Genomic DNA, 19,744 nt, shown 5'->3' with positions numbered 1-19,744 from the left:
CGGTTCCTGCAGCGAACCTCGCGAGGTTCGACGTGCGCGATACTGGGATTGAACCAGTGACCCCTACCGTGTCAAGGTAGTGCTCTCCCGCTGAGCTAATCGCGCGGGGAGGCCCCCCGGACGAGCCGGGAGGACCTCTTTGAGGTGGAGACGGGATTTGAACCCGTGTACACGGCTTTGCAGGCCGTTGCCTCGCCTCTCGGCCACTCCACCAGGCAACACATGAAGAACGATCTTACACTGTTCTCCATCGAGCGGACGACGAGATTCGAACTCGCGACCCTCACCTTGGCAAGGTGATGCTCTACCAACTGAGCCACGTCCGCCTGTCTCCCCGGGACCTTCACCGCTTTTCCTCGGCTGCGCTCCCTGGCGACGTGTTGAACTCTAGCGGATTCCCGGGCCAGCTAAAAATCCGTTCCCGCAGCGTGCCGAGGGGATGCCGGCGGAGTGCCGTTCCGTCAGTCCTTCCGGCCGGTCACCGACCACCACCTGCGACGCTCCCGGACGATCATCCGCAGGCCACCCGGCGCACACCGGCGCGACGCACCCAGCTGCTCGTACGCGGGGGCGCGGCGGGCTCGGACCCGACCCGGGGCGCACCCCCCGACCTACACTTCAAGCACCGCCACCCCCAGCACCACCGCGCAGGAGAACCGTGTCCGGCCACCCCGACCCCCGCACCCCGCTCGCCCGCTTCGGTGGCCGCCTGGCCACCGGACTGCGCGACGTCACCTCGGACCCGGCCGCGCTCGACTCCTCCGGCTACTGGGCCGTCGCCTACGACTTCGAGGGCCGGCTGACCTGCGCCCGCTTCGACGAGGTCCGCCCCGCACCCGCTCCGCCCTCCGGCGCGGGCTGGCACGGCCCGGACGCCGGCAGCTGGCACAGCTCCCTGGACCGCGCCGCCTACACGGCGGGCGTACGCCGCATCCGCGCGCACATAGCCGCCGGCGAGGTCTACCAGGCCAACCTCTGCCGGGTGCTCTCCGCACCGCTGCCCGACCCCGACCGCAGCGACATCGACGCCCTCACCGGCCTCCTCGCCCGCGGCAACCCCGCCCCCTACGCCGGGACCGTCCGGCTGCCCGACCACGGCGTCGAGATCGCCACCGCCTCCCCGGAGCTCTACCTGTACCGCACCGGGCGCACCGTCTCCTCCGGCCCGATCAAGGGCACCGGCCGCACCGAGGACGACCTCCTCGACAAGGACCACGCCGAGAACGTGATGATCGTCGACCTGGTCCGCAACGACCTCGGCCGGGTCTGCGGGACCGGCACCGTCACCGTCCCCGACCTCTGCGTCGTCGAGAAGCACCCCGGCCTGGTCCACCTGGTCTCGACCGTCGAGGGCACCCTGCGCGACGGCGCCGGCTGGCCCGAACTGCTCGACGCGACCTTCCCGCCCGGCTCGGTCACCGGCGCCCCCAAGTCCAGCGCCCTGCGGATCATCGACGCCCTGGAGACCGCCCCCCGCGGCCCCTACTGCGGCGCGGTCGGCTGGGTCGACGCCGACCGCGGCGAGGGCGAACTCGCCGTCGGCATCCGCACCTTCTGGCTCGACCGGCAGGACCCGCGGGTACCCGTCCTGCGCTTCGGCACCGGCGCCGGCATCACCTGGGGCTCCGACCCCGAACGCGAGTGGGCGGAAACCGAGCTCAAGGCCGCCCGGCTCGTCGCGATAGCGTCGGGCGGCGAGCCCGGCATCGACACCGCCCCCGAGCCGCACCGTGTCTAGGAAGCATGTCTAGGAGCAGCCTTCGATGAACACCCGCACCACGAGCTGGGTCAACGGAACCCTGGTCGACTCCGCCGACGCCGCCGTCTCGGTCCTCGACCACGGCCTCACCACCGGCGACGGCGTCTTCGAGACCATGAAGTCCGTCGACGGCCGGGCCTTCGCGGTCACCCGCCACCTCGACCGGCTCACCCGCTCCGCCCGCGGCCTCGGCCTGCCCGACCCCGACCACGCCGTGGTCCGCGAGGCCTGCGCACAGGTCCTCGCCGCCAACCCGGCCCCGCTCGGCCGCCTGCGCGTCACCTACACCGGCGGCGACGCCCCGCTCAGCTCGGAGCGCGGCACCACCGGCCCCACCCTGGTGGTCGCCTTCAACGCCATCGGCCCCCGCCCGGACGAGACCGCCGTCGCCGTCGTCCCCTGGCGCCGCAACGAGCACAGCGCCGTCGCCGGCCTCAAGACCACCTCGTACGCCGAGAACGTGGTCGCCCTCGCCGCCGCCCACCGCACCGGCGCCTCCGAGGCCCTGTTCGCCAACACCGCGGGCCGGCTCTGCGAGGGCACCGGCTCCAACGTCTTCGTGGTTCTCGGCGGCCGCCTGCTCACCCCGCCCCTCGCCTCCGGCTGCCTGGCCGGGATCACCCGGCAGCTGGTTATCGACTGGTGCGGCGCCGAGGAGGCCGACCTCCCGCTCGGCGCCCTCGAGGAGGCCGAGGAGATCTTCCTGACCTCCACCACCCGCGACGTCCAGGCCGTCACCCGCGTCGACGACCGCCGGCTGCCCGGCACCGGCCCGGTCACCGCCAAGGCCATGGCTGTCTTCGCCGAGCGCAGCGGCGACGACCTCGACCCCTGATCCCGGGCCGGGGCGACGCCCCGGGGCAGCGCGGATAACCTCCCCGGCGAGGGGAAGGGACCACCACATGACCACCACGCTGCGCCCCGAGGGCCCGGAGACACCCACCACCGCCGGCGGGCGCACCAGACGCTGGCGGATCCTCGCGAACGGCCACCAGGTCGGCGCCCTGCGCACCACCTCCGCCCGCCACGACAGCGAACTCTGGGGCGAGATAGCGGAGTTGGAGATCACGGAGGGCCGCGGCCGGGGCCGCGGCACCTTCGGTGCGCTGGCCGCGGAGGAGGTGCTGCGCGCCTGGGGCTGCACCCGGGTCGACGTCGTCGTCCCCGAGTCGGCCCCGATCGCCCGGGGGCTCGTCGCCGCCCTCGGCTACACCGAGCGGATGCGGAACCTGGGCAAGAGCCTGACCACCGCCCCGCCCCTGCCCCCCGGTGTCACCGCCCGCCCGATCGACGCCGCCGAGTTCCCGGCCTGGATCGACCGGGCCGCGCGGGAGTACGTCCAATCCCTGCGGAACTCCGGCCTCACCGACGCGCAGGCCCGGGCCAAATCACGCCTGGACCACCGCAACGTCCTCCCGCAAGGGGCCGAGACCCCCGGCGTCGCGCTGCGCCGACTCCACGGCCCGGGCGGCGCCGGGCCGCTCGGCTCGCTCTGGGTGAACCTCCACCTGCGCGACCTGCCGGACGGCACCCCGCTCGCCTGGGTCATGGTGGTCGAGGTGGACCAGGCCCACCGCGGCCGGGGCCACGGCCGCACCCTGATGCTGCTCGCCGAGCGGGAGTGCCTGGCCGCCGGAGCGCGCGAACTCGGCCTGAACGTCTTCTCCGGCAACGCGGCCGCCCTCCGGCTCTACGCCTCGCTCGGCTACCGGGTCGTCAACCGCTGTTACGGCAAGCCACTGTGAGCAGTTGACGCAGCATCAGGTCGACTGGGCGTCAGGTCGACGGGGCGCCGGGTGCGTCAGGAGGCCTTCGCCGCCTCGATGGCGGCGACGATCCGCTCGCGCAGCCCGTCCTGGCTCTTCCCACCGTCCAGCCGCTCGCGGCCGATCACGTACGTCGGCGTCCCGGTGACCCCGATCGCCTTGCCCTCGGCCTGGTCGGAGTCCACGATCAGCATGTGCCGGCCGTCGACCAGCGCGGTGTCGACCTCCTCGGCGTCCACCCCGACCTCCCGGGCCACCTCCAGCAGCACCTGCTGCCCCCGGGCGTCCAGCTCCTCGACCCGGGCCAGCAGCGCCTCCACGAACGGCCACCCCAGCCCCTGGGCGAACGCCTCCTCGGCGGCCTCCGCCGCGGCGTAGGCGTGCTTGTGCTTCTCCAGCGGGAAGTGCCGCAGCTCGACGGGCAGGGCGTCGCCGTACTGCGCGCGCAGCGCCCGTACGTCGTCCAGGGCGGTGCGGCAGTCCGGGCACTGGAGGTCGCACCAGAACTCGAGGCGGGGGAGGGAACCATCGATCATTCCCCCAGTGTTCCACTAGTGGGTGCCCGCCCCCGCCCGGCGGTGCGCCCGAGGGCGGACCGAGAGGGAGGCACCGATGTCAAGGACCACCGGAAGCGAAGGGGCGCGCCCGTGCTGACCGCGACGATCAGCTTCCTCCTCACGGCCGGCGGCGTGGCCGTCGCGGGCCTGCGCGCCCGGCGGCGGCGCTTCCGCTCGGCGACCCGCTGGTTCGCGGTCGCCCTGCTGCCCGCCGGGCTCTACCTGACCGGGCTGTTCCCGCTGGCGAGCACGATCGGCCGGGAGTTCGCCGACTGGGCGGCCAAGCTGGTCTTTGACCCCCGGGTGTGGACGGGCCTGGTGCTGCTCGGCGTCTCCGCCGCGCTGCTGTTCGCCAGCCGCTGGCCGGGCCGGCGCGCTGAGGTGGAGTCCTCCGCGGAGCGTCCGGCCGCGGCCGGAGCGGCCCCGGAGCGCCCGGCGGTGGCCCAGGCTCCCCAGGCGTCGAAGGCTCCGAAGGCGTCCGGCAAGCCGCAGGCGGGCAAGCGGGACGACGGCCTCGGCGACTTCGCCGACATCGAGGAGATCCTCCGCAAGCGCGGCATCTGAACCGGGCGGGAGGTGCGGCGCCGGTCAGGCGGGGGCGACGGCCTCCGCCGACCGCTGCCGCGCCCGGTAGGCGGCGACGTGCAGCCGGTTCCCGCAGGTGCGGCTGTCGCAGTAGCGCCGGGAGCGGTTCCGGGAGAGGTCCACGAAGACCCGCGCGCAGTCCGGCGCCTCGCACCGGCGCAGCCGCTCCCGCTCGCCCGCCATCAGGATGAAGGCCAGCGCCATGCCCAGTTCCGCCGCGAGGTGGGGCCCGAGCGCGGCGTGCGGGGCGAAGTAGTGGATGTGCCAGTCGTGGTGGTCGTGGTTGACCAGCCGGGGCGTCGTCCCGGCGGCCGCGACGATCGCGTTGACCAGCTCGGCGGCGGCCTCGGTGGACTCCGTCCAGAACACCTCGCGCAGCCGGGTGCGCAGCTCCTGCACCTGGCGCAGGTCGTCCTCGGTCAGCGAGTCGATCTCGCTGATCTCCTGGCGGCCCACGAAGGCGTCCAGCGCGGCGACGTCCGGCAGTCGCTCGTCGCCGCACACCTCGGGTGCGGTGTTGAGCAGGTCCACGAGGATGCTCAGCGCGCACTCGGTGTCATGGGTGATCAGCACGTTGGGACTCCTCGCGCAGGGGGACTCCGATACCCCGCGTCCACGGTTACCCCAGACCATACCGGCCCTTGCGGCATAAGGGCGGCGGGTTCGTTCGAAGGCCTGTACGGATTCCGGTGGAGTGTCCCGGTCTGGGTACGGCCCGGAAACGACGGTGGCGCCCGGCAGCAGGAGCCGGCCACCCGTACGGATGGCCGGCTCCGGTGCCGGGCGCCTGCGGTGCTGTGGCCCCGCTCCGGTGGGAGCGGGCCGTTCACCGGCCCCGAGACCGCGTGGTGCGCGGCTGAGTCCGCAGCCGTGCCCCCGAGTAGGACGGCTGCGATGACGGCAGGAAGTACGGCCCCGCCGACAGCGGGGCTGGACCACCTCCGGTCGGGGTCAGCTTTCGGCGAGGATGTGGGACAGCTCCCGGTCGAGGTCGAAGTGACGGTGTTCGGTGCCGGGGGGCACCGCGGCGTCCGTCCGCTTGAGGAACGACTCAAGCGCCCGGGCCGGGGCCTCCAGCAGGGCTTCTCCTTCCGGAGAACTCAGGGCGATGCAGACCACCCCTTGCCCGTGGCTGCGCGACGGCCACACCCGGACGTCGCCGGTACCGGTGGGTCGGTGCAGCCCCTCCGCGAGGAGATCTCGGGCGAACACCCACTCCACGGTCTCGTCGGCGCCCGTGTGGAACGTGGCGTGCACGGCGTAGGGGTCGGCGGTGTCGTAGCGCAGGCCCGCGGGGACGGGCAGTGATGACTCGCTGGACACGATGAGGCGCAGGTGCAGCTCGCAGCTGACCGTGGTGTTCATAAGCGCCATGGCCTTTCGCTCAGTGTGCGCTCGGGGAATCGCACGTCGGCGAACGGACCATCCCACCCCCAAGACCGATGTAAACCCCTCTGTCCCGATTCGGGCGCGAGTCGTACCCCTTACGGCGCATTGCGGAATCGCCCCGGAGTACCCGCCCGGGGCATTACCGGTGGTTCTTCTCGGGGGGATTCCGGATCACCGTGCACGCGGCCCGTCGGAGTGGTGGGCGGGCCGGGAACAGGGGAGCGGGTGGTGCCGCCGGGTCCGACGAGTCGTGCGCGCGGGCGGGAGGGGACGGGATGGGACAGGGACGGGCGGCGGGGAGGCCCCGGCCCCCAGGGGCCGGGGCGAGGGCGCCCACGGGCAGGGTGTTCGGAGCACCCTCCGGGATGCGGTAATGTTTTCCCTGCACCCGGGCGATTAGCTCAGCGGGAGAGCACTTCGTTCACACCGAAGGGGTCACTGGTTCGATCCCAGTATCGCCCACCGGAATGCATTGTGATATGTGAGGCCCAGTCGATTATCGGCTGGGCCTCACATGTATTTCCGGAATCCATCCGAAGAACCGGCGCCGAATCCGGCTGAGGGCCAGTCATCTTCCGTGCGGAGCGCGAGTTCTGTGGATGCGTCGGCCGTACCCCGGATGAGCGAGTTGTACGACCGCCCCCGAATGGTGCTACAGTTCTTCTCGTTGCCCGGGCGATTAGCTCAGCGGGAGAGCACTTCGTTCACACCGAAGGGGTCACTGGTTCGATCCCAGTATCGCCCACCGGACAGCACGCAGGCCCTGACCAGGAAACCGGTCGGGGCCTGCGGCGCGTTCCGGGCCGGCTACGCCGCCGCCCGGCACCCGTGCTCCGGCTCCAGCCGACGACCGCAGCCGCACCGGGCCGGCCGCAGCGGCCACGACAGGTCCACCCGCTCCGGCGTTCCCGAGCGGTCGAACCAGGCCTGCAGCCCCCGGGCCTGCGCCGCGTGCCAGACCGCCTGCCGCAGGTGCAGCTCCGCCGCCGTCAGTCCGCCGAGCGCCGCCGGATAGCGGGCGCCTATTCGCCGGATCAACGACAGGGCCGCCGTCGCGTCCGCCGCCGCGTCGTGCGCCCCGGCGAGGTCCACCCCGTAGTGGGCACACAGGTCGGTCAGCGTCCGCCGGCCCTTGCGGTAGCGGTCCACGTGCTTGTCCAGCACCCGTGGATCCAGCACCACCAGCCCCGCCCCGTCCAGCCCGGTGCTCAGCGGCAGGCCGTGGTGGCGCCGCAACTCCCGGTCCAGCAGGGTCAGGTCGTAGGGGGCGTTCATCACCACCACCGGGCGGCCGGCCCGCGCCTGGGCCGCCAGCGCGCGGGTGACCTCGGCCACCACCGTGCGGGCCGGGCGGCCGTACGTCCGGACCTGCTCGTCGGTGATGCCGTGCACCGCCCGGGCCCCGTCCGGGATCGGCACGCCCGGGTCGGCGAGCCAGGTGGTGGTCTGCGCCGGTGCGCCCGGGGTGAGTTGGACGACCAGGGCGGCGGAGACGATGCGGTCGGACTCCACGTCCACGCCGGTCGTCTCGGTGTCGAAGGAAGCGAGTGGGCCGGTGTACCAGTGCTGCTGCATGACTGCCCCTCAGGCGTGCGTTCCGCGCCCTGGTGATACCCGGTTCTGACGGTCGCTCAACCCGTTTGGCCCAGCCCTGACCGGGGATCCTGCCCAAGGAAGCGCCGTCCGGCGAGCGGGCGAGTATCGGACGGGCCCGGAGCCGGGGGAGGCCACGGGGCGATGGCACTGACACAGCCGCAGCCCGACGGAGCGGCGACCACACTCAGGGGGAACCTCGCGGTCACCGCCTGCATGGAGACGCTGCAGGTCGGCTACCTGCACGCGGTCGCCGCGGCGGCCGGCTGCTCGCTCTCCCAGCCGTTCCCGGACAACGGCATCGACTGGCAGGTCAGCCACGGCTCCCGGGAGCACGACGTGGACGACGAGGTCACCATCAAGATCCAGCTCAAGGCGACCCAGCAGATCGCGCCCGGTCCGGCCGGGCCGTTCTTCAGCTTCACCCTGGACAACGACCACCTGCGCAAGCTCGCCCGGGCCCGGGTCGCCGTCCCGCGGATCCTGGTCGTGATGCTGCTGCCGCGCCGGGTCGACCACTGGCTCCGGGCCCGCCCGGACGCCCTCGAACTGCGGCACTGCTGTTACTGGGTCAACCTGGCCGGCCACCCCGTCACCGGGAAGCGGCGCACCAACGTCCGGGTGCCCACCGACAAGGTCTTCGACGACCGCGCGCTCTGCGACATCATGGCCCGGGTCGGCGCGGGCGGCAGCCCGTGACGGCCCGGCCCCGGCAGCGAGGAAGCACGCCCATGACCCTGCCGCACGGACCGGAGGACCGAGCCCGGGCCCTGCCCGACCCGGCCACCGTCGACCCCGCGGTGCTCGCCACCCTGCTCGCCCGGCACGGCTGGGTACGGCGCGGCGGCCCCGCCGCCCGGTACGGCCGCTGGACCCCGCCGGACGGCGAACCCGGCACCAGCCTCCTCGTCCCCACCGCCGACGGCTTCGACGACGCCGTCGAACTCCTCACCGACGCCGTCACCGCGCTCTCCCGCTCCCGCACCCCCTCCGCCCGCTCGATCCTCCTCGCCCTGGTCGTCCCCGGCGACGAACTCAACTGGCGCCGTGAACTGCCGGGCCCGGCCGACGCCACCCCCTGGGACGACGCCGAACGGCTCCAGCGGGCCGCGCGCTCGATGCTCGCAGCCGGGGCCAAGGCCGGCCGGACCACCGCCGGCTACTTCGGCGCCCGGCTGGACGGCCTTGCCGGGGAGTTCCTGGACCGCGTCCTCCTGGTCGAACAGGGCGCCGTCGACCAGGGCGCCGCCCTCACCGCGTACACCCCCGCCCCCGAGGGCCGCACCGCCGTGACCACCCTGGTCCGCGCCCTGGAGGCGCTGCGCGACGCGGTCGACTACCGCCGGGTCAGCGGCGGGCCCGAGGCCTTCGAGAACGCCGTCGGCTCCGGGGTCAGCCGGGAACTCGTCCGGTCCGTCGAGGACCTGGTCCGCGGCGCCACCGCCGCCCGGCTCACCGTCGCCTGGTCGCCCGCCGCCGGCACCCCGGGCGGCTTCGGCGACCGCCGGATCGAGCTCGACTTCTCCCCCGGGGACCTGCCCGCCCTCGCCGAGGCCGCCGAACTGCTGGAGCGGATCGAGCCCGCCGTCGACGTCACCGTGGTCGGCGTGGTCGTCCGGCTCAAGCGCGCCGACCCGGCCGGACCGGGCTCGGTCCGGCTCCGGGTGCTCGGCGGCGCCGAGGTCCGCGAACTCAAGGTCAGGCTGCCCGACCCCGACTACCGGCTCGCCGCCGAGGCCCACCTCACCGGCGTCCCGGTCCGGGTCTCCGGCCGCCTGGAGCGGCGCGACGGCTTCCGCCGACTGACCCGGCCGCACGGCCTGGAGCTGTGCGATTGGGGGGAGGGCGACCGCGACCGGCTGCTCAAGGGGCTCCAGGACGGGGGAGAGCGGTCCTGAGTGCGCGGTGCGGGTGACGCTCTCGGTACCATCGTCACGCGCAGCGCAGTGTTGCGTCCTCTGAATCCAGCACGTCAGGAGAGACCGGTGACGGACGTCCGGGTAATCATCAACCGCGAACCCGATCGGGAAGAGCGCGTGGTGACCACGGGCACTACGGCCGCCGAGCTCTTCGCCGACGACCGCTCGATCATCGCCGCCCGCGTCGGCGGCCAGCTCAAGGACCTCGCGTACGCCGTCCAGGACGGCGACGAGGTCGAGCCGGTCGCGATCGGCAGCAAGGACGGCCTCGACATCCTGCGCCACTCCACCGCGCACGTCATGGCCCAGGCCGTGCAGCAGCTCTACCCCGAGGCCAAGCTCGGCATCGGCCCGCCGGTCAAGGACGGCTTCTACTACGACTTCGACGTCGAGAAGCCCTTCCACCCCGATGACCTCAAGGCCATCGAGAAGAAGATGCAGGAGATCATCAAGCGCGGGCAGAAGTTCTCCCGCCGCGTGGTCACCGACGAGGCCGCCGCCGAGGAGCTGGCCGCCGAGCCGTACAAGCTGGAGCTGATCGGCCTCAAGGGCTCCGCCGCCACCGCCGGCGAGGGCGCCGACGTCGAGGTCGGCACCGGCGAGCTCACCATCTACGACAACCTGGACGCCAAGACCGGCGAGCAGTGCTGGGGCGACCTCTGCCGCGGCCCGCACCTGCCCAGCACCCGGCACATTCCGGCGTTCAAGCTGATGCGCAACGCGTCGGCCTACTGGCGCGGCAGCGAGAAGAACCCGCAGTTGCAGCGCATCTACGGGACCGCCTGGCCGACCAAGGACGAGCTCAAGGCCCACCTGGACTTCCTGGTCGAGGCCGAGAAGCGCGACCACCGCAAGCTGGGCAACGAGCTCGACCTCTTCTCCATCCCCGAGGAGATCGGCTCCGGCCTCGCCGTCTTCCACCCCAAGGGCGGCATCATCCGCCGCGCGATGGAGGACTACTCGCGCAAGCGGCACGAGGAAGAGGGCTACGAGTTCGTCTACACCCCGCACGCCACCAAGGGGAAGCTCTTCGAGAAGAGCGGCCACCTGGACTGGTACGCGGACGGTATGTACCCGCCCATGCAGCTCGACGAGGGCGTGGACTACTACCTCAAGCCGATGAACTGCCCGATGCACAACCTGATCTTCGACGCGCGCGGCCGCTCGTACCGTGAACTGCCGCTGCGCCTCTTCGAGTTCGGGACGGTGTACCGGTACGAGAAGTCCGGCGTGGTGCACGGCCTGACCCGGGCCCGCGGCTTCACCCAGGACGACGCCCACATCTACTGCACCCGCGAGCAGATGGCGGAGGAGCTCGACTCCACGCTGACCTTCGTGCTCAACCTCCTTCGTGACTACGGTCTGACCGACTTCTACCTGGAGCTGTCGACCAAGGACGAGGAGAAGTTCGTCGGCAGCGACGAGACCTGGGAGGAGGCCACCCGCGTCCTGGCGAGCGTGGCCGAGAAGCAGGGCCTGCCGCTGGTCCCGGACCCGGGTGGCGCGGCCTTCTACGGCCCGAAGATCTCGGTGCAGGCGAAGGACGCCATCGGCCGTACCTGGCAGATGTCGACCATCCAGCTCGACTTCAACCTGCCGGAGCGCTTCGACCTGGAGTACACCGCGGCGGACGGCTCGCGTCAGCGGCCGGTCATGATCCACCGCGCGCTGTTCGGTTCGATCGAGCGGTTCTTCGCGGTGCTGCTGGAGCACTACGCCGGCGCCATGCCGCCGTGGCTGGCCCCGGTCACCGTGACCGGCATCCCGATCACCGACGAGCACGTGCCGTACCTGCTGGAGGTCGCGGCCGAGCTCAAGAAGCACGGGATCCGGGTCGAGGTGGACACCTCGGACGACCGCATGCAGAAGAAGATCCGCAACGCCCAGCGCTCCAAGGTCCCGTTCATGCTGATCGCCGGCAACGACGACGTCGAGGCGGGCGCGGTGTCCTTCCGCTACCGCAACGGCGAGCAGAAGAACGGCGTGCCGGTCGCGGACGCCGTGGCCGAGATCGTGGACGCGGTGAAGAACCGCATCCAGGTGTGACGCCGTAGTCGGACCGTTGACGCGCGGGGCAGGCTCTTCAAGAGTCTGCCCCGCACGGCTTTGCAAGCACCTTCGGGCGAATATGCTGATCAGCATGACGACTGAGCCGGAACTGCAGCGGGGTGTCGGTGAGCCGGACGGCTTCCGCCGCCTGTGGACCCCCCATCGGATGGCGTACATCCAGGGTGAGAACAAGCCCACCGGCCCGGCTCCGGACGACGGTTGTCCGTTCTGCTCGATCCCGTCGCTGAGCGACGAGGAGGGGCTGGTCATCGCCCGGGGGAGCGCCGTGTTCGCGGTGCTGAACCTCTACCCGTACAACGGCGGGCACCTGATGGTGGTCCCGTACCGGCACGTGGCCGACTACACCGACCTCGACGAGGCGGAGACGGCCGAGCTGGCGGACTTCACCAAGAAGGCGATGACCGCGCTGCGCGCCGCCTCGGGGGCGCACGGGTTCAACATCGGGATGAACCAGGGTGCGGCGGCCGGGGCCGGGATCGCGGCGCACCTGCACCAGCACGTGGTGCCGCGCTGGGGCGGGGACACCAACTTCATGCCGGTGGTCGGCCACACCAAGGTGCTGCCGCAGCTGCTGGCGGACACCCGCAAGATGCTGGCCGAGGCCTGGCCGCAGGGCTGAGCCGGCCGGACGCGCGAAGAGGGGCCCGCCACCGGGGAGTTCCGGTGGCGGGCCCCTCTTCGCACGTCGTTCTCGTTCCCGGTCAGTCGGCGCTGAACTCGTCGACCTTGTACGGGCGGGTGCCCTGCGCCTCGGACTTGATGATCGAGGTGCGGTTCTTGAAGAACCGGTCGGCGTCCAGGTCGTGCTCCTGGAGGAACTCCAGGGTGGCGGTGTGCACCGCGTTCAGCACCGGGACGGAGGCGTTGAGGGCGTTGTCGACCATCGAGCGGTTGTTCCAGGCGGTGCCGACCCAGGAGTGCCGGAGTCCGAACGGCTCGGGCAGGACGAGGCCGCCGCCGAGCCAGCCGAGCAGGCCGGGCATCTTGTGGAAGGGGGCGCGGACGGCCTGGCGGACCACCTCGTCGTTGTCGATCAGGGGGAGCTTGACGGTGCGCTCCTCCCAGAACTTCACCGTCTTGGCGACCGACTTCTCCTTGTCCTTGGGCTTGTCGAAGAAGACGCCCTTGACCGGGCCGAGCGCGTAGCCGGCCACCGAGATGGTGAGCACGTTGGCGAGCAGGGTCACCGTGACGGTGAAGGTGATGATCAGCTTGCCGTCGTGGGTGATGAACTGGGTGGCCAGGTAGTGCCGGGGGCCGCCGGGGAAGGTCTGCTTGTCGGCGAGGCTCTGGACGGCGAAGTCGCGCATCCGCTCGCCGTCCATGTCGGCGCCGCCGGGGCGGCTGATCTCGTCGGCGCCCTCGCTGATGTCGAAGACCGCCCACTGCTTGACGGCGACGTTGGGGATGCCGCTGTTGGCGACGTGGCTGATCCCGAGACCCTTGAGGTGGGCGGAGATCCGGCGGATCAGGTCCCACGGGTGGAAGGCCCGGAAGTCGGCGTGGCCCTCGGCGGGGTGCAGGGTGTCGGCCAGACGCCACTCGCCCCAGCGGCGGCCGGCACCGAGGATGCCCTTGGGGCCGGCGTAGTGGTGGACGTTGGTCTCCTGTTCGGTGTCCAGCCGGCCGAGTTTGTCGCGCAGCTCGTTGGCCTTCTTGTCCAGGTCGTCCCGGGGGACGGCCTTGGCGACGGTGGCGGCGACGGCGCTGCCCTCGACCAGGGCCTGCCAGCGGCCGCGGAGGTCGGTGGCGGAGCGCTCGACGATCCGGCGGGCGAGGTACCAGCCGAGCACCGGGGCGAGCATGGTGATCCGCAGGTAGATGCCGAGGAAGCCGGCCGCCGGGGGCCGGAGCAGCAGGAACCCGGCCAGGACGGCGGCCGCGATCAGGGCGAGGGCACCGTAGGTGTCGGCTCCCCGGGCGTTGTCCCGCTTGAGCCAGGCGCGCAGCTGGAAGGCGCCGAGCCAGATCAGGGTGCCGGGGAGGAAGAGCAGGCCGGTGACGACGGTGACGGTGCTGAGCTGCCGGTCGCGGGCGTGCCGGAGTTCCTCGGCGGCCAGGCAGTGCTCGACGACCTGGCGGGTGTCGACGCCGAAGGAGGGGACGAGGGGCTTGCGGTCGCCGCCGAGGGCGCGGGAGATCAGGGCCTTGCTGTAGGCCTCGCCGAGGTTGGGGCGGAAGAGCGCGAAGCGGCCCTTCTTCTGCTTGGCCTCGGGGACGTCGGTGACGAACTTGTCGATCTCGCCGTCGCGGTAGGCGGCGGAGGAGAGCGCCTGGGTGACGGCCGTCTGCGGGCCGGTGTCGGTCCGGGGTATCTGCGCACCCGGGGTCATGTCGAGTGTGGCCACGGTGGCGTCTGCTCCTCCCCTTGTCAGCGGCAGGTTACCGTGCCGTGGCACCCCTGCGCGGATGATCGTCTGAACTACCGTCACGAAGCGGTGCGTTCCGGCCGCACCCGGGCTCGAGGGGCATGATGCCCAGGTTCGGCCGGGTCGATACCCGCCCGGGCCGACGGCGTGGGGGTGGAGGAGGATGGGAGGTGAAGGCGATGAAGGGGGTTGTCGTGGTGAAGGATCCGGTGCTGGTCTTCGACGGGGACTGCGCGTTCTGTTCGTCCTGCGTGCGCTGGGGGGAGCGGTACCTGCGGCAGACGCTGGCCTCGGGTGGCTGGGATTCGGTGCCGTTCCAGTTCGCGGACCTGGCGGAGCTGGACGCGGTGGCGGGCGGTCGCGGCGAGGTGTCGGCCGAGCGGGCCGAGCGCGAGGTGCTGTGGGTGACGCCGGCCGGCCGGGTGTACGGGGGCGCGCAGGCGGTGGCGCGGCTGCTGCTGCGCACCGGGGGCGCGTGGGCGTACCTGGGCGCGCTGTTGACCTTGGCGCCGGTGCGGCCGGTGGCGGGTGTGGTGTACCGCTGGGTGTCGCGCAACCGGCACCGGATGCCGGGGGGCACGGCGGCGTGCGCGCTGCCGAACCGGAAGGCCGCTCAGTCGGTGTAGCGCTCGGCCAGGGCGGCGGGCATGGGCTCGTGGCGCAGGTAGGCGCGGGAGAACTCGGCGGTGCCGTGGGTGAGCGAGCGCAGGTCGACCGGGTAGCGGACGAGTTCGAGTTCTGGGACCTCGGCGCGCAGCAGGGTCAGCCCCTGGCCGCCGGTCTCGGTGCCGAGGACGCGGCCGCGGCGCGCGGAGAGGTCGCCGAGGACGGCGCCGAGGTACTCGTCGGGCAGCAGGACGCTGACGGCGGCGACGGGTTCGAGCAGGCGGATGACGGCGTGCTCGGCGGCGTCGCGCAGGGCGAGGGCGGCGGCGTTCTGGAAGGAGGCGTCGGAGGAGTCGACGGAGTGCGCCTTGCCGTCGGTGAGGGTGACCCGGATGTCGACGAGCGGGAAGCCGGTGGCGACGCCCTTGGCGAGCTGGGCGCGGACGCCCTTCTCGACGGAGGGGATGAAGTGCTTGGGGACGGCGCCGCCGACGACGTGTTCCTGGAACTCGAAGCCGGAGCCGGCCGGGAGGGGTTCGACCTCCAGGTCGCAGATGGCGTACTGGCCGTGGCCGCCGGACTGTTTGACGAGCCGTCCGTGGCCGGCGGCGGCGGTGCCGAAGGTCTCGCGCAGGGCGACCTTGGGCTCGACGGTGTCGACGTGGACGCCGTGGCGGGTGCGCAGCCGGTCGAGGACGACCTCGGCGTGGGCTTCGCCGGTGCACCAGAGGACGAGCTGGTGGGTGTCCGCGTTCTGTTCCAGCCGTAGGGCCGGGTCCTCGGCGGTGAGCCGGGTGAGGGCCTGGGAGAGCTTGTCGTCGTCGGCCTTGCTGTGGGCTTCGACGGCGATCGGCAGCAGGGGTTCGGGGAGGGTCCAGCCGTCGAGTTCGACGGGGTGGCCGGGGTCGTGGACGGTGTCGCCGGCCCGGGCGGTGGTGAGCTTGGCGGCGCAGACGAGGTCTCCGGCGACGGCGTGCGGGACGGGGCGCTGGAGTTTGCCGAAGGGGCTGGTGAGGCCGGTGACGCGTTCGTCGCCGTTCTGGTCGGCGGTGTGGGCGGGGCCGGCGAGGTGGATCCGGCTGTCGGGGCGCAGGGTGCCGGCGTAGAGGCGCAGCAGGCTGATCCGGCCGACGTAGGCGTCGCCGGTGACGCGGACGACCTGGGCGGCGAGCGGGGCGTCGGGGTCGCAGGCGGGGGCGGGGCGGGTGCGTTCGGTGGGGTTCGGGAAGGTGTGGGCGATCAGGTCGAGGAGTTCGGCCGCGCCGAGGCCGTTGTCGCTGGTGGGGACGGCGGGGTGGAGGGTGCAGTCGAGGACTTCGCGGCGCATCCCGGCTTCGAGGGAGTCGGCGTCGAGGGGGTCGCCGGAGAGGTAGCGCTCCATGAGGGTGTCGTCCTGGCCGGAGATGGCTTCGACGAGGCTGTCGTGGGCGGGGCCGGTGTCGGGGAGGGGGGCGGCGTCGCCGTAGGTGTCGCCGGTGAGGAGGTCGACGCTGCCGTCGGGGTGCCCGTCGTGGAGGACGGGCAGGAAGAGCGGGCGCAGGGTGTCCGGTCCCAGTTCGAAGGCGTCGTGGCAGCTGGTGAGGATGTCGTCGAAGCCGGCGCGGGCGAGGTCGAGTTTGGCGACGGCGATGGCGCGGGGGATGCCCTCGGCGGCGCACTCGCGCCAGAGGGCGCGGGTGGGGGCGGTGACCGGGTCGGTGGCGGAGACCACGAAGACGGCGGCATCGGCGGCGTGCAGGGCGGCGCGCAGGTCGGCGGCGAAGTCGGGGTGGCCGGGCGGGTCGATCAGGTTGATCTTGACGCCCTTCCACTCGAGGGGGAGCAGCGAGAGCTGGACGGAGCGTTGCTGCTGGTGCTCGATGTCCTCGTGGTCGGAGACGGTGGTGCCGTCGGCGACGCGGCCGGGGCGGCCGGTGGCCCCGGCGGCGAGGGCGAGGGATTCGGCGAGGGTGGTCTTGCCCACACCGCTGGAGCCGACGAGGACGACGTTGCGCAGGTCCGTGGGGCCGGTGACGGCGGGTGCCTGGCCGGCTCGTGCGGTGCTGCGGTCGGGCATCGGGGTCTCCTCCCGTGGCGCCGAAGCTGTCCTTGGCAGTTTAGGGTCGGGGCCTGTCGGGCGCGTGTCGTGCGGGGGGTCGCAGCCGGGGGGCGTCCGGCGGTGCGTGCGTCGGCGCGTGTCCCGGGCGTGGCTACGATGGGTGCGCCGGGCGGGCTCATTCGTCCGGCCGTCTGCCGCGTCTGTTGCGCCAGGCGGGTACCTGGGAGATCGGAGCGGCTGGGAAGGCCATGCTCAACAAATACGCGCGTGCCTTCTTCACACGTGTTCTGACCCCGTTCGCCGCGTTCCTGATCCGGCTGGGCGTGAGCCCGGACGCCGTGACGCTGATCGGTACGGCCGGTTCGGTGGCCGGTGCGCTGGTGTTCTTCCCGCGCGGGGAGTTCTTCTGGGGCACCATCACGATCACGCTGTTCATCTTCTCGGACCTGGTGGACGGGAACATGGCCCGCCAGCTGGGCCGGACCAGCAAGTGGGGCGCCTTCCTGGACTCCACGCTGGACCGGGTCGCGGACGCGGCGATCTTCGGCGGTCTGGCCATGTGGTACGCGGGCAAGGGTGACAACGACCTGCTCTGCGCGGTGGCGATCTTCTGCCTGGCCAGCGGCCTGGTGGTGTCGTACACGAAGGCGCGGGCGGAGAGCCAGGGCCTGCCGTGCGACGTGTCGGGGCTGGTGGAACGGGCCGAGCGGCTGGTGATCAGCCTGGTGGCGGCCGGGGTGGCCGGTCTGCACGTGTTCGGGGTGCCGTACGTGGAGTGGCTGCTGCCGGTGGCGCTGTGGCTGGTGGCGGCGGGCAGCCTGGTGACGGTGGTCCAGCGGATGGTGACCGTGCGCCGTGAGGCGTTCGAGGCCGACCGAGCGGCGGCCGGGAGCTGATGGGGGGCGTTCTGCGGTGACGGACCGACTGGTGTACTGGGCGTACGCGCTGGGCTGGGCGGTGTTGAAGCACCTGCCGGAGCCGGTGGCGCGGTGGCTGTTCGACCGGCTGGCGGACTACGCCTGGCGTCGTCGCGGGCCGCGGGTGCGGCAGCTGGAGGCGAACCTGCGCCGGGTGCGTCCGGGCCTGCACGAGGCGGCGCTGCGGCGGTTGTCGCGGGCCGGGATGCGCTCCTACCTGCGGTACTGGATGGAATCCTTCCGGCTGCCGGTGTGGAGCCGGGAGCGGGTCCTGCGGGACGTCCAGGTGGACGGCTACGAGCACCTGCGGGACGTGCTGGACTCCGGGCGGGGCGCGGTGGTGGCGCTGCCGCACATGGGCAACTGGGACTTGGCGGGCACCTGGATAGCGCAGCTGGGCCACCCCTTCACGACGGTCGCGGAGCGGTTGAAGCCGGAGCGGCTGTTCGACCGGTTCGTCGAGTTCCGGGAGGGGCAGGGCATGGAGGTCCTGGCGCTGTCCGGCGGCGGGGTGAACGTGATCGGCACGCTGGCGCGGCGGCTGCGCGCGGGCAAGCTGGTGTGCCTGGTGGGGGACCGGGACCTCTCGGAGGCGGGGATCGAGGTGTCCTTCTTCGGTGAGGCGACCCGAATGCCGGCCGGGCCGGCGGCGCTGGCCCAGCGCACCGGCGCGGCGCTGCTGCCGGTGACGCTCTGGTACGACGGTCCGGTGCTGCGGGGGGTCATCCACCCGGAGGTGCGGGTGCCGGAGGAGGGCGACCGCAAGGCGCGGACGCTGGCGATGACCCAGGCGATGGCCGACGTGTGGCAGAAGGGGATCGGCGAGCACCCGCAGGACTGGCACATGCTGCAGAAGTTCTGGCTGGCCGACCTGCCGGCCCGTGAGACGGTGCGGGGAGAGTCCGCGGCGGTGCGCGCCGCCGCGAAGGAGCCCGCCGCCGAGGCCTCCGGCGCCTGAGTCCGGCCCGTACGACTGCCCGAAGGAAGCTTGAGGAACCCGTGAAGATCGGCATCGTCTGCCCGTACGACTGGGACGTCCCCGGCGGGGTGCAGTTCCACATCCGGGACCTCGCCGAGCACCTGATCGGTCTGGGGCACCAGGTGTCGGTGCTGGCGCCCGCCGAGGACGACGAGGCGCTGCCGCCGTACGTGGTCTCGGCGGGGCGGGCGGTGGCGGTGCCGTACAACGGGTCGGTGGCCCGGCTGAGCTTCGGCATCCTGTCGGCGGCCCGGGTGCGGCGGTGGCTGCGCGAGGGGCGCTTCGACATCCTGCACGTGCACGAGCCGGCCTCGCCGAGCCTGTCGATGCTGGCGGCCTGGTCGGCGACCGGGCCGATGGTGGGCACCTTCCACACCTCGAACCCGCGCTCGCGGGCGATGATCGCGGCCTCGCCGATCCTCCAGCCGGGGCTGGAGAAGATGCGGGCCCGGATCGCGGTGTCGGAGTACGCCCGGCGGACCCTGGTGGAGCACCTGGGCGGGGACGCGGTGGTGATCCCCAACGGGGTGGACGTGGGGTTCTTCGCGGAGGCCGAGCCGGACGAGCGGTGGACGGGCGGTGCGGCGGCGGGGGAGCCGGGCACGATCGGCTTCATCGGCCGGATCAACGAGCCGCGCAAGGGCCTGCCGACGCTGCTGGCGGCGCTGCCGCGGATCCTGGCGGAGCGGCCGGGGGTGCGGCTGCTGGTCGCCGGCAAGGGCGACGAGGAGGAGGCGGTGGCCGGCCTGGCGCCCGAGGTGCGCGCGCAGGTGGAGTTCCTGGGCATGGTCTCGGACCGGGAGAAGGCCCGGCTGCTGCGCAGCGTGGACCTGTACGTGGCGCCGAACACCGGGGGCGAGAGCTTCGGGATCATCCTGGTCGAGGCGATGTCGGCGGGCGCCCCGGTGCTGGCCAGCGACCTGGACGCGTTCAAGCAGGTGCTGGACGGCGGGGACGCCGGGGAGCTGTTCCCGGTGGAGGACGCGGACGCGCTGGCCCGTACGGCGCTGCGGCTGCTGGGGGACCCGGGGCGGCTGGAGGAGCTGCGCAAGGCGGCCTCGCGGCACGTGCGGCGGTTCGACTGGTCGACGGTCGGCGCGGACATCCTGGCGGTGTACGAGACGGTGACGGCCGGGGCGGCGGCGGTGGTCGAGGAGGACGAGCGCAGCGCTCCGAGCCGAAGGACGCGCCGGTGAC

At 72.6% G+C, this 19,744-nt stretch carries 18 protein-coding genes and 5 tRNA genes; 14 read left to right on the top strand and 9 right to left on the bottom strand.

The genetic code is table 11. The annotated features are described in order from the left end of the window. Positions 1-33: 33 nt before the first annotated feature. The 3 genes from AB0F71_RS09100 to AB0F71_RS09090 all read right to left on the bottom strand — a co-directional run bounded on the left by AB0F71_RS09100 (position 34) and on the right by AB0F71_RS09090 (position 326). Positions 34-105, bottom strand: a tRNA-Val gene (locus AB0F71_RS09100). Positions 106-142: 37 nt separating this feature from the next. After that, positions 143-213 (bottom strand) — tRNA-Cys (locus tag AB0F71_RS09095). A 40-nt stretch (positions 214-253) separates the two neighbouring features. Beyond that, positions 254-326 (bottom strand) — tRNA-Gly (locus AB0F71_RS09090). A 332-nt stretch (positions 327-658) separates the two neighbouring features. On the opposite strand from AB0F71_RS09090, the gene AB0F71_RS09085 reads away from it, so the two are divergent. The 3 genes from AB0F71_RS09085 to AB0F71_RS09075 all read left to right on the top strand — a co-directional run bounded on the left by AB0F71_RS09085 (position 659) and on the right by AB0F71_RS09075 (position 3,504). Beyond that, the gene (locus AB0F71_RS09085; protein WP_360230159.1) at positions 659-1,738 is read left to right on the top strand and encodes a chorismate-binding protein; all 1,080 of its coding nucleotides are present in this window, start codon (positions 659-661) and stop codon (positions 1,736-1,738) included. Between the two features lie 25 nt (positions 1,739-1,763). Continuing rightward, entirely contained in the window at positions 1,764-2,594 is an 831-nt protein-coding gene (locus tag AB0F71_RS09080; protein WP_360230157.1) for an aminodeoxychorismate lyase, read from the top strand. A 67-nt stretch (positions 2,595-2,661) separates the two neighbouring features. Next, entirely contained in the window at positions 2,662-3,504 is an 843-nt protein-coding gene (locus tag AB0F71_RS09075) for a GNAT family N-acetyltransferase (protein WP_360230155.1), read from the top strand. A gap of 56 nt (positions 3,505-3,560) precedes the next feature. Here AB0F71_RS09075 and AB0F71_RS09070 read toward each other — a convergent pair whose 3' ends face one another. After that, positions 3,561-4,061 (bottom strand): DsbA family protein, encoded by a 501-nt coding sequence (locus AB0F71_RS09070; protein WP_360230153.1) that lies wholly within the window; start codon positions 4,059-4,061, stop codon positions 3,561-3,563. Between the two features lie 111 nt (positions 4,062-4,172). On the opposite strand from AB0F71_RS09070, the gene AB0F71_RS09065 reads away from it, so the two are divergent. Further along, on the top strand, positions 4,173-4,646 hold the full coding sequence (locus tag AB0F71_RS09065; protein ID WP_360230151.1) for a hypothetical protein: 474 nt from the start codon (positions 4,173-4,175) through the stop codon (positions 4,644-4,646). 24 nt (positions 4,647-4,670) lie between these two features. Here the strand turns inward: AB0F71_RS09065 and AB0F71_RS09060 are convergent, their stop codons facing one another. Together AB0F71_RS09060 and AB0F71_RS09055 are read right to left on the bottom strand one after the other, a co-directional pair. Beyond that, positions 4,671-5,240: a CGNR zinc finger domain-containing protein gene (locus AB0F71_RS09060; RefSeq protein ID WP_360230149.1), complete on the bottom strand. Its 570-nt coding sequence runs from the start codon at positions 5,238-5,240 to the stop codon at positions 4,671-4,673. Positions 5,241-5,618: 378 nt separating this feature from the next. Continuing rightward, positions 5,619-6,032, bottom strand: a complete 414-nt coding sequence (locus AB0F71_RS09055) for an SsgA family sporulation/cell division regulator (RefSeq protein WP_030056266.1) — start codon at positions 6,030-6,032, stop codon at positions 5,619-5,621. 414 nt (positions 6,033-6,446) lie between these two features. Here AB0F71_RS09055 and AB0F71_RS09050 point away from each other — a divergent pair. Together AB0F71_RS09050 and AB0F71_RS09045 are read left to right on the top strand one after the other, a co-directional pair. Continuing rightward, positions 6,447-6,518: transfer RNA gene (locus tag AB0F71_RS09050), tRNA-Val, on the top strand. Between the two features lie 211 nt (positions 6,519-6,729). Next, positions 6,730-6,801: transfer RNA gene (locus AB0F71_RS09045), tRNA-Val, on the top strand. A gap of 62 nt (positions 6,802-6,863) precedes the next feature. On the opposite strand, the gene AB0F71_RS09040 is transcribed toward AB0F71_RS09045, so the two are convergent. Then, a complete protein-coding gene (locus AB0F71_RS09040) occupies positions 6,864-7,631 on the bottom strand; it encodes an exonuclease domain-containing protein (RefSeq protein ID WP_360230147.1) in 768 nt (255 codons plus the stop codon). Between the two features lie 162 nt (positions 7,632-7,793). On the opposite strand from AB0F71_RS09040, the gene AB0F71_RS09035 reads away from it, so the two are divergent. The 4 genes from AB0F71_RS09035 to AB0F71_RS09020 all read left to right on the top strand — a co-directional run bounded on the left by AB0F71_RS09035 (position 7,794) and on the right by AB0F71_RS09020 (position 12,257). Continuing rightward, positions 7,794-8,348 (top strand): DUF4365 domain-containing protein, encoded by a 555-nt coding sequence (locus AB0F71_RS09035; protein WP_360230145.1) that lies wholly within the window; start codon positions 7,794-7,796, stop codon positions 8,346-8,348. A 32-nt stretch (positions 8,349-8,380) separates the two neighbouring features. Further along, positions 8,381-9,547, top strand: a complete 1,167-nt coding sequence (locus tag AB0F71_RS09030; RefSeq protein WP_360230143.1) for a hypothetical protein — start codon at positions 8,381-8,383, stop codon at positions 9,545-9,547. A gap of 87 nt (positions 9,548-9,634) precedes the next feature. Continuing rightward, positions 9,635-11,614 (top strand): threonine--tRNA ligase, encoded by a 1,980-nt coding sequence (gene thrS / locus AB0F71_RS09025; protein WP_360230141.1) that lies wholly within the window; start codon positions 9,635-9,637, stop codon positions 11,612-11,614. Positions 11,615-11,696: 82 nt separating this feature from the next. Then, a complete protein-coding gene (locus tag AB0F71_RS09020) occupies positions 11,697-12,257 on the top strand; it encodes an HIT domain-containing protein (RefSeq protein WP_350507180.1) in 561 nt (186 codons plus the stop codon). A gap of 82 nt (positions 12,258-12,339) precedes the next feature. Here AB0F71_RS09020 and AB0F71_RS09015 read toward each other — a convergent pair whose 3' ends face one another. Next, on the bottom strand, positions 12,340-13,986 hold the full coding sequence (locus tag AB0F71_RS09015; RefSeq protein ID WP_360230139.1) for a hypothetical protein: 1,647 nt from the start codon (positions 13,984-13,986) through the stop codon (positions 12,340-12,342). 200 nt (positions 13,987-14,186) lie between these two features. Here AB0F71_RS09015 and AB0F71_RS09010 point away from each other — a divergent pair, with 200 nt between their 5' ends. Next, complete coding sequence (locus AB0F71_RS09010) at positions 14,187-14,633, top strand: DUF393 domain-containing protein (RefSeq protein WP_360230137.1); 447 nt, start codon at positions 14,187-14,189, stop codon at positions 14,631-14,633. On the opposite strand, the gene AB0F71_RS09005 is transcribed toward AB0F71_RS09010, so the two are convergent. After that, positions 14,621-16,669 carry an elongation factor G-like protein EF-G2 gene (locus AB0F71_RS09005; RefSeq protein WP_360230135.1) on the bottom strand — a complete coding sequence of 683 codons (2,049 nt, stop codon included), beginning with the start codon at positions 16,667-16,669 and terminating at the stop codon, positions 14,621-14,623. The two genes, AB0F71_RS09010 and AB0F71_RS09005, sit on opposite strands and share 13 nt — an antisense overlap. Positions 16,670-16,899: 230 nt before the next feature. Between AB0F71_RS09005 and pgsA the strand changes: the two genes are divergently transcribed. The 3 genes from pgsA to AB0F71_RS08990 are packed head-to-tail and all read left to right on the top strand — an operon-like array spanning position 16,900 to position 19,743. Beyond that, positions 16,900-17,547, top strand: coding sequence for a phosphatidylinositol phosphate synthase (pgsA, locus tag AB0F71_RS09000; RefSeq protein WP_360230134.1), 648 nt, complete (start codon positions 16,900-16,902; stop codon positions 17,545-17,547). 16 nt (positions 17,548-17,563) lie between these two features. After that, a complete protein-coding gene (locus tag AB0F71_RS08995) occupies positions 17,564-18,526 on the top strand; it encodes a phosphatidylinositol mannoside acyltransferase (RefSeq protein WP_360230132.1) in 963 nt (320 codons plus the stop codon). Positions 18,527-18,567: 41 nt separating this feature from the next. Then, positions 18,568-19,743, top strand: a complete 1,176-nt coding sequence (locus AB0F71_RS08990; protein ID WP_360230130.1) for a glycosyltransferase family 4 protein — start codon at positions 18,568-18,570, stop codon at positions 19,741-19,743. Position 19,744 lies beyond the last annotated feature (1 nt).

Origin of the sequence: Kitasatospora sp. NPDC028055 (assembly GCF_040637885.1) — a bacterium.
GTDB lineage: Bacteria > Actinomycetota > Actinomycetes > Streptomycetales > Streptomycetaceae > Kitasatospora.
This window is presented reverse-complemented; position numbering and strand designations above follow the sequence as displayed.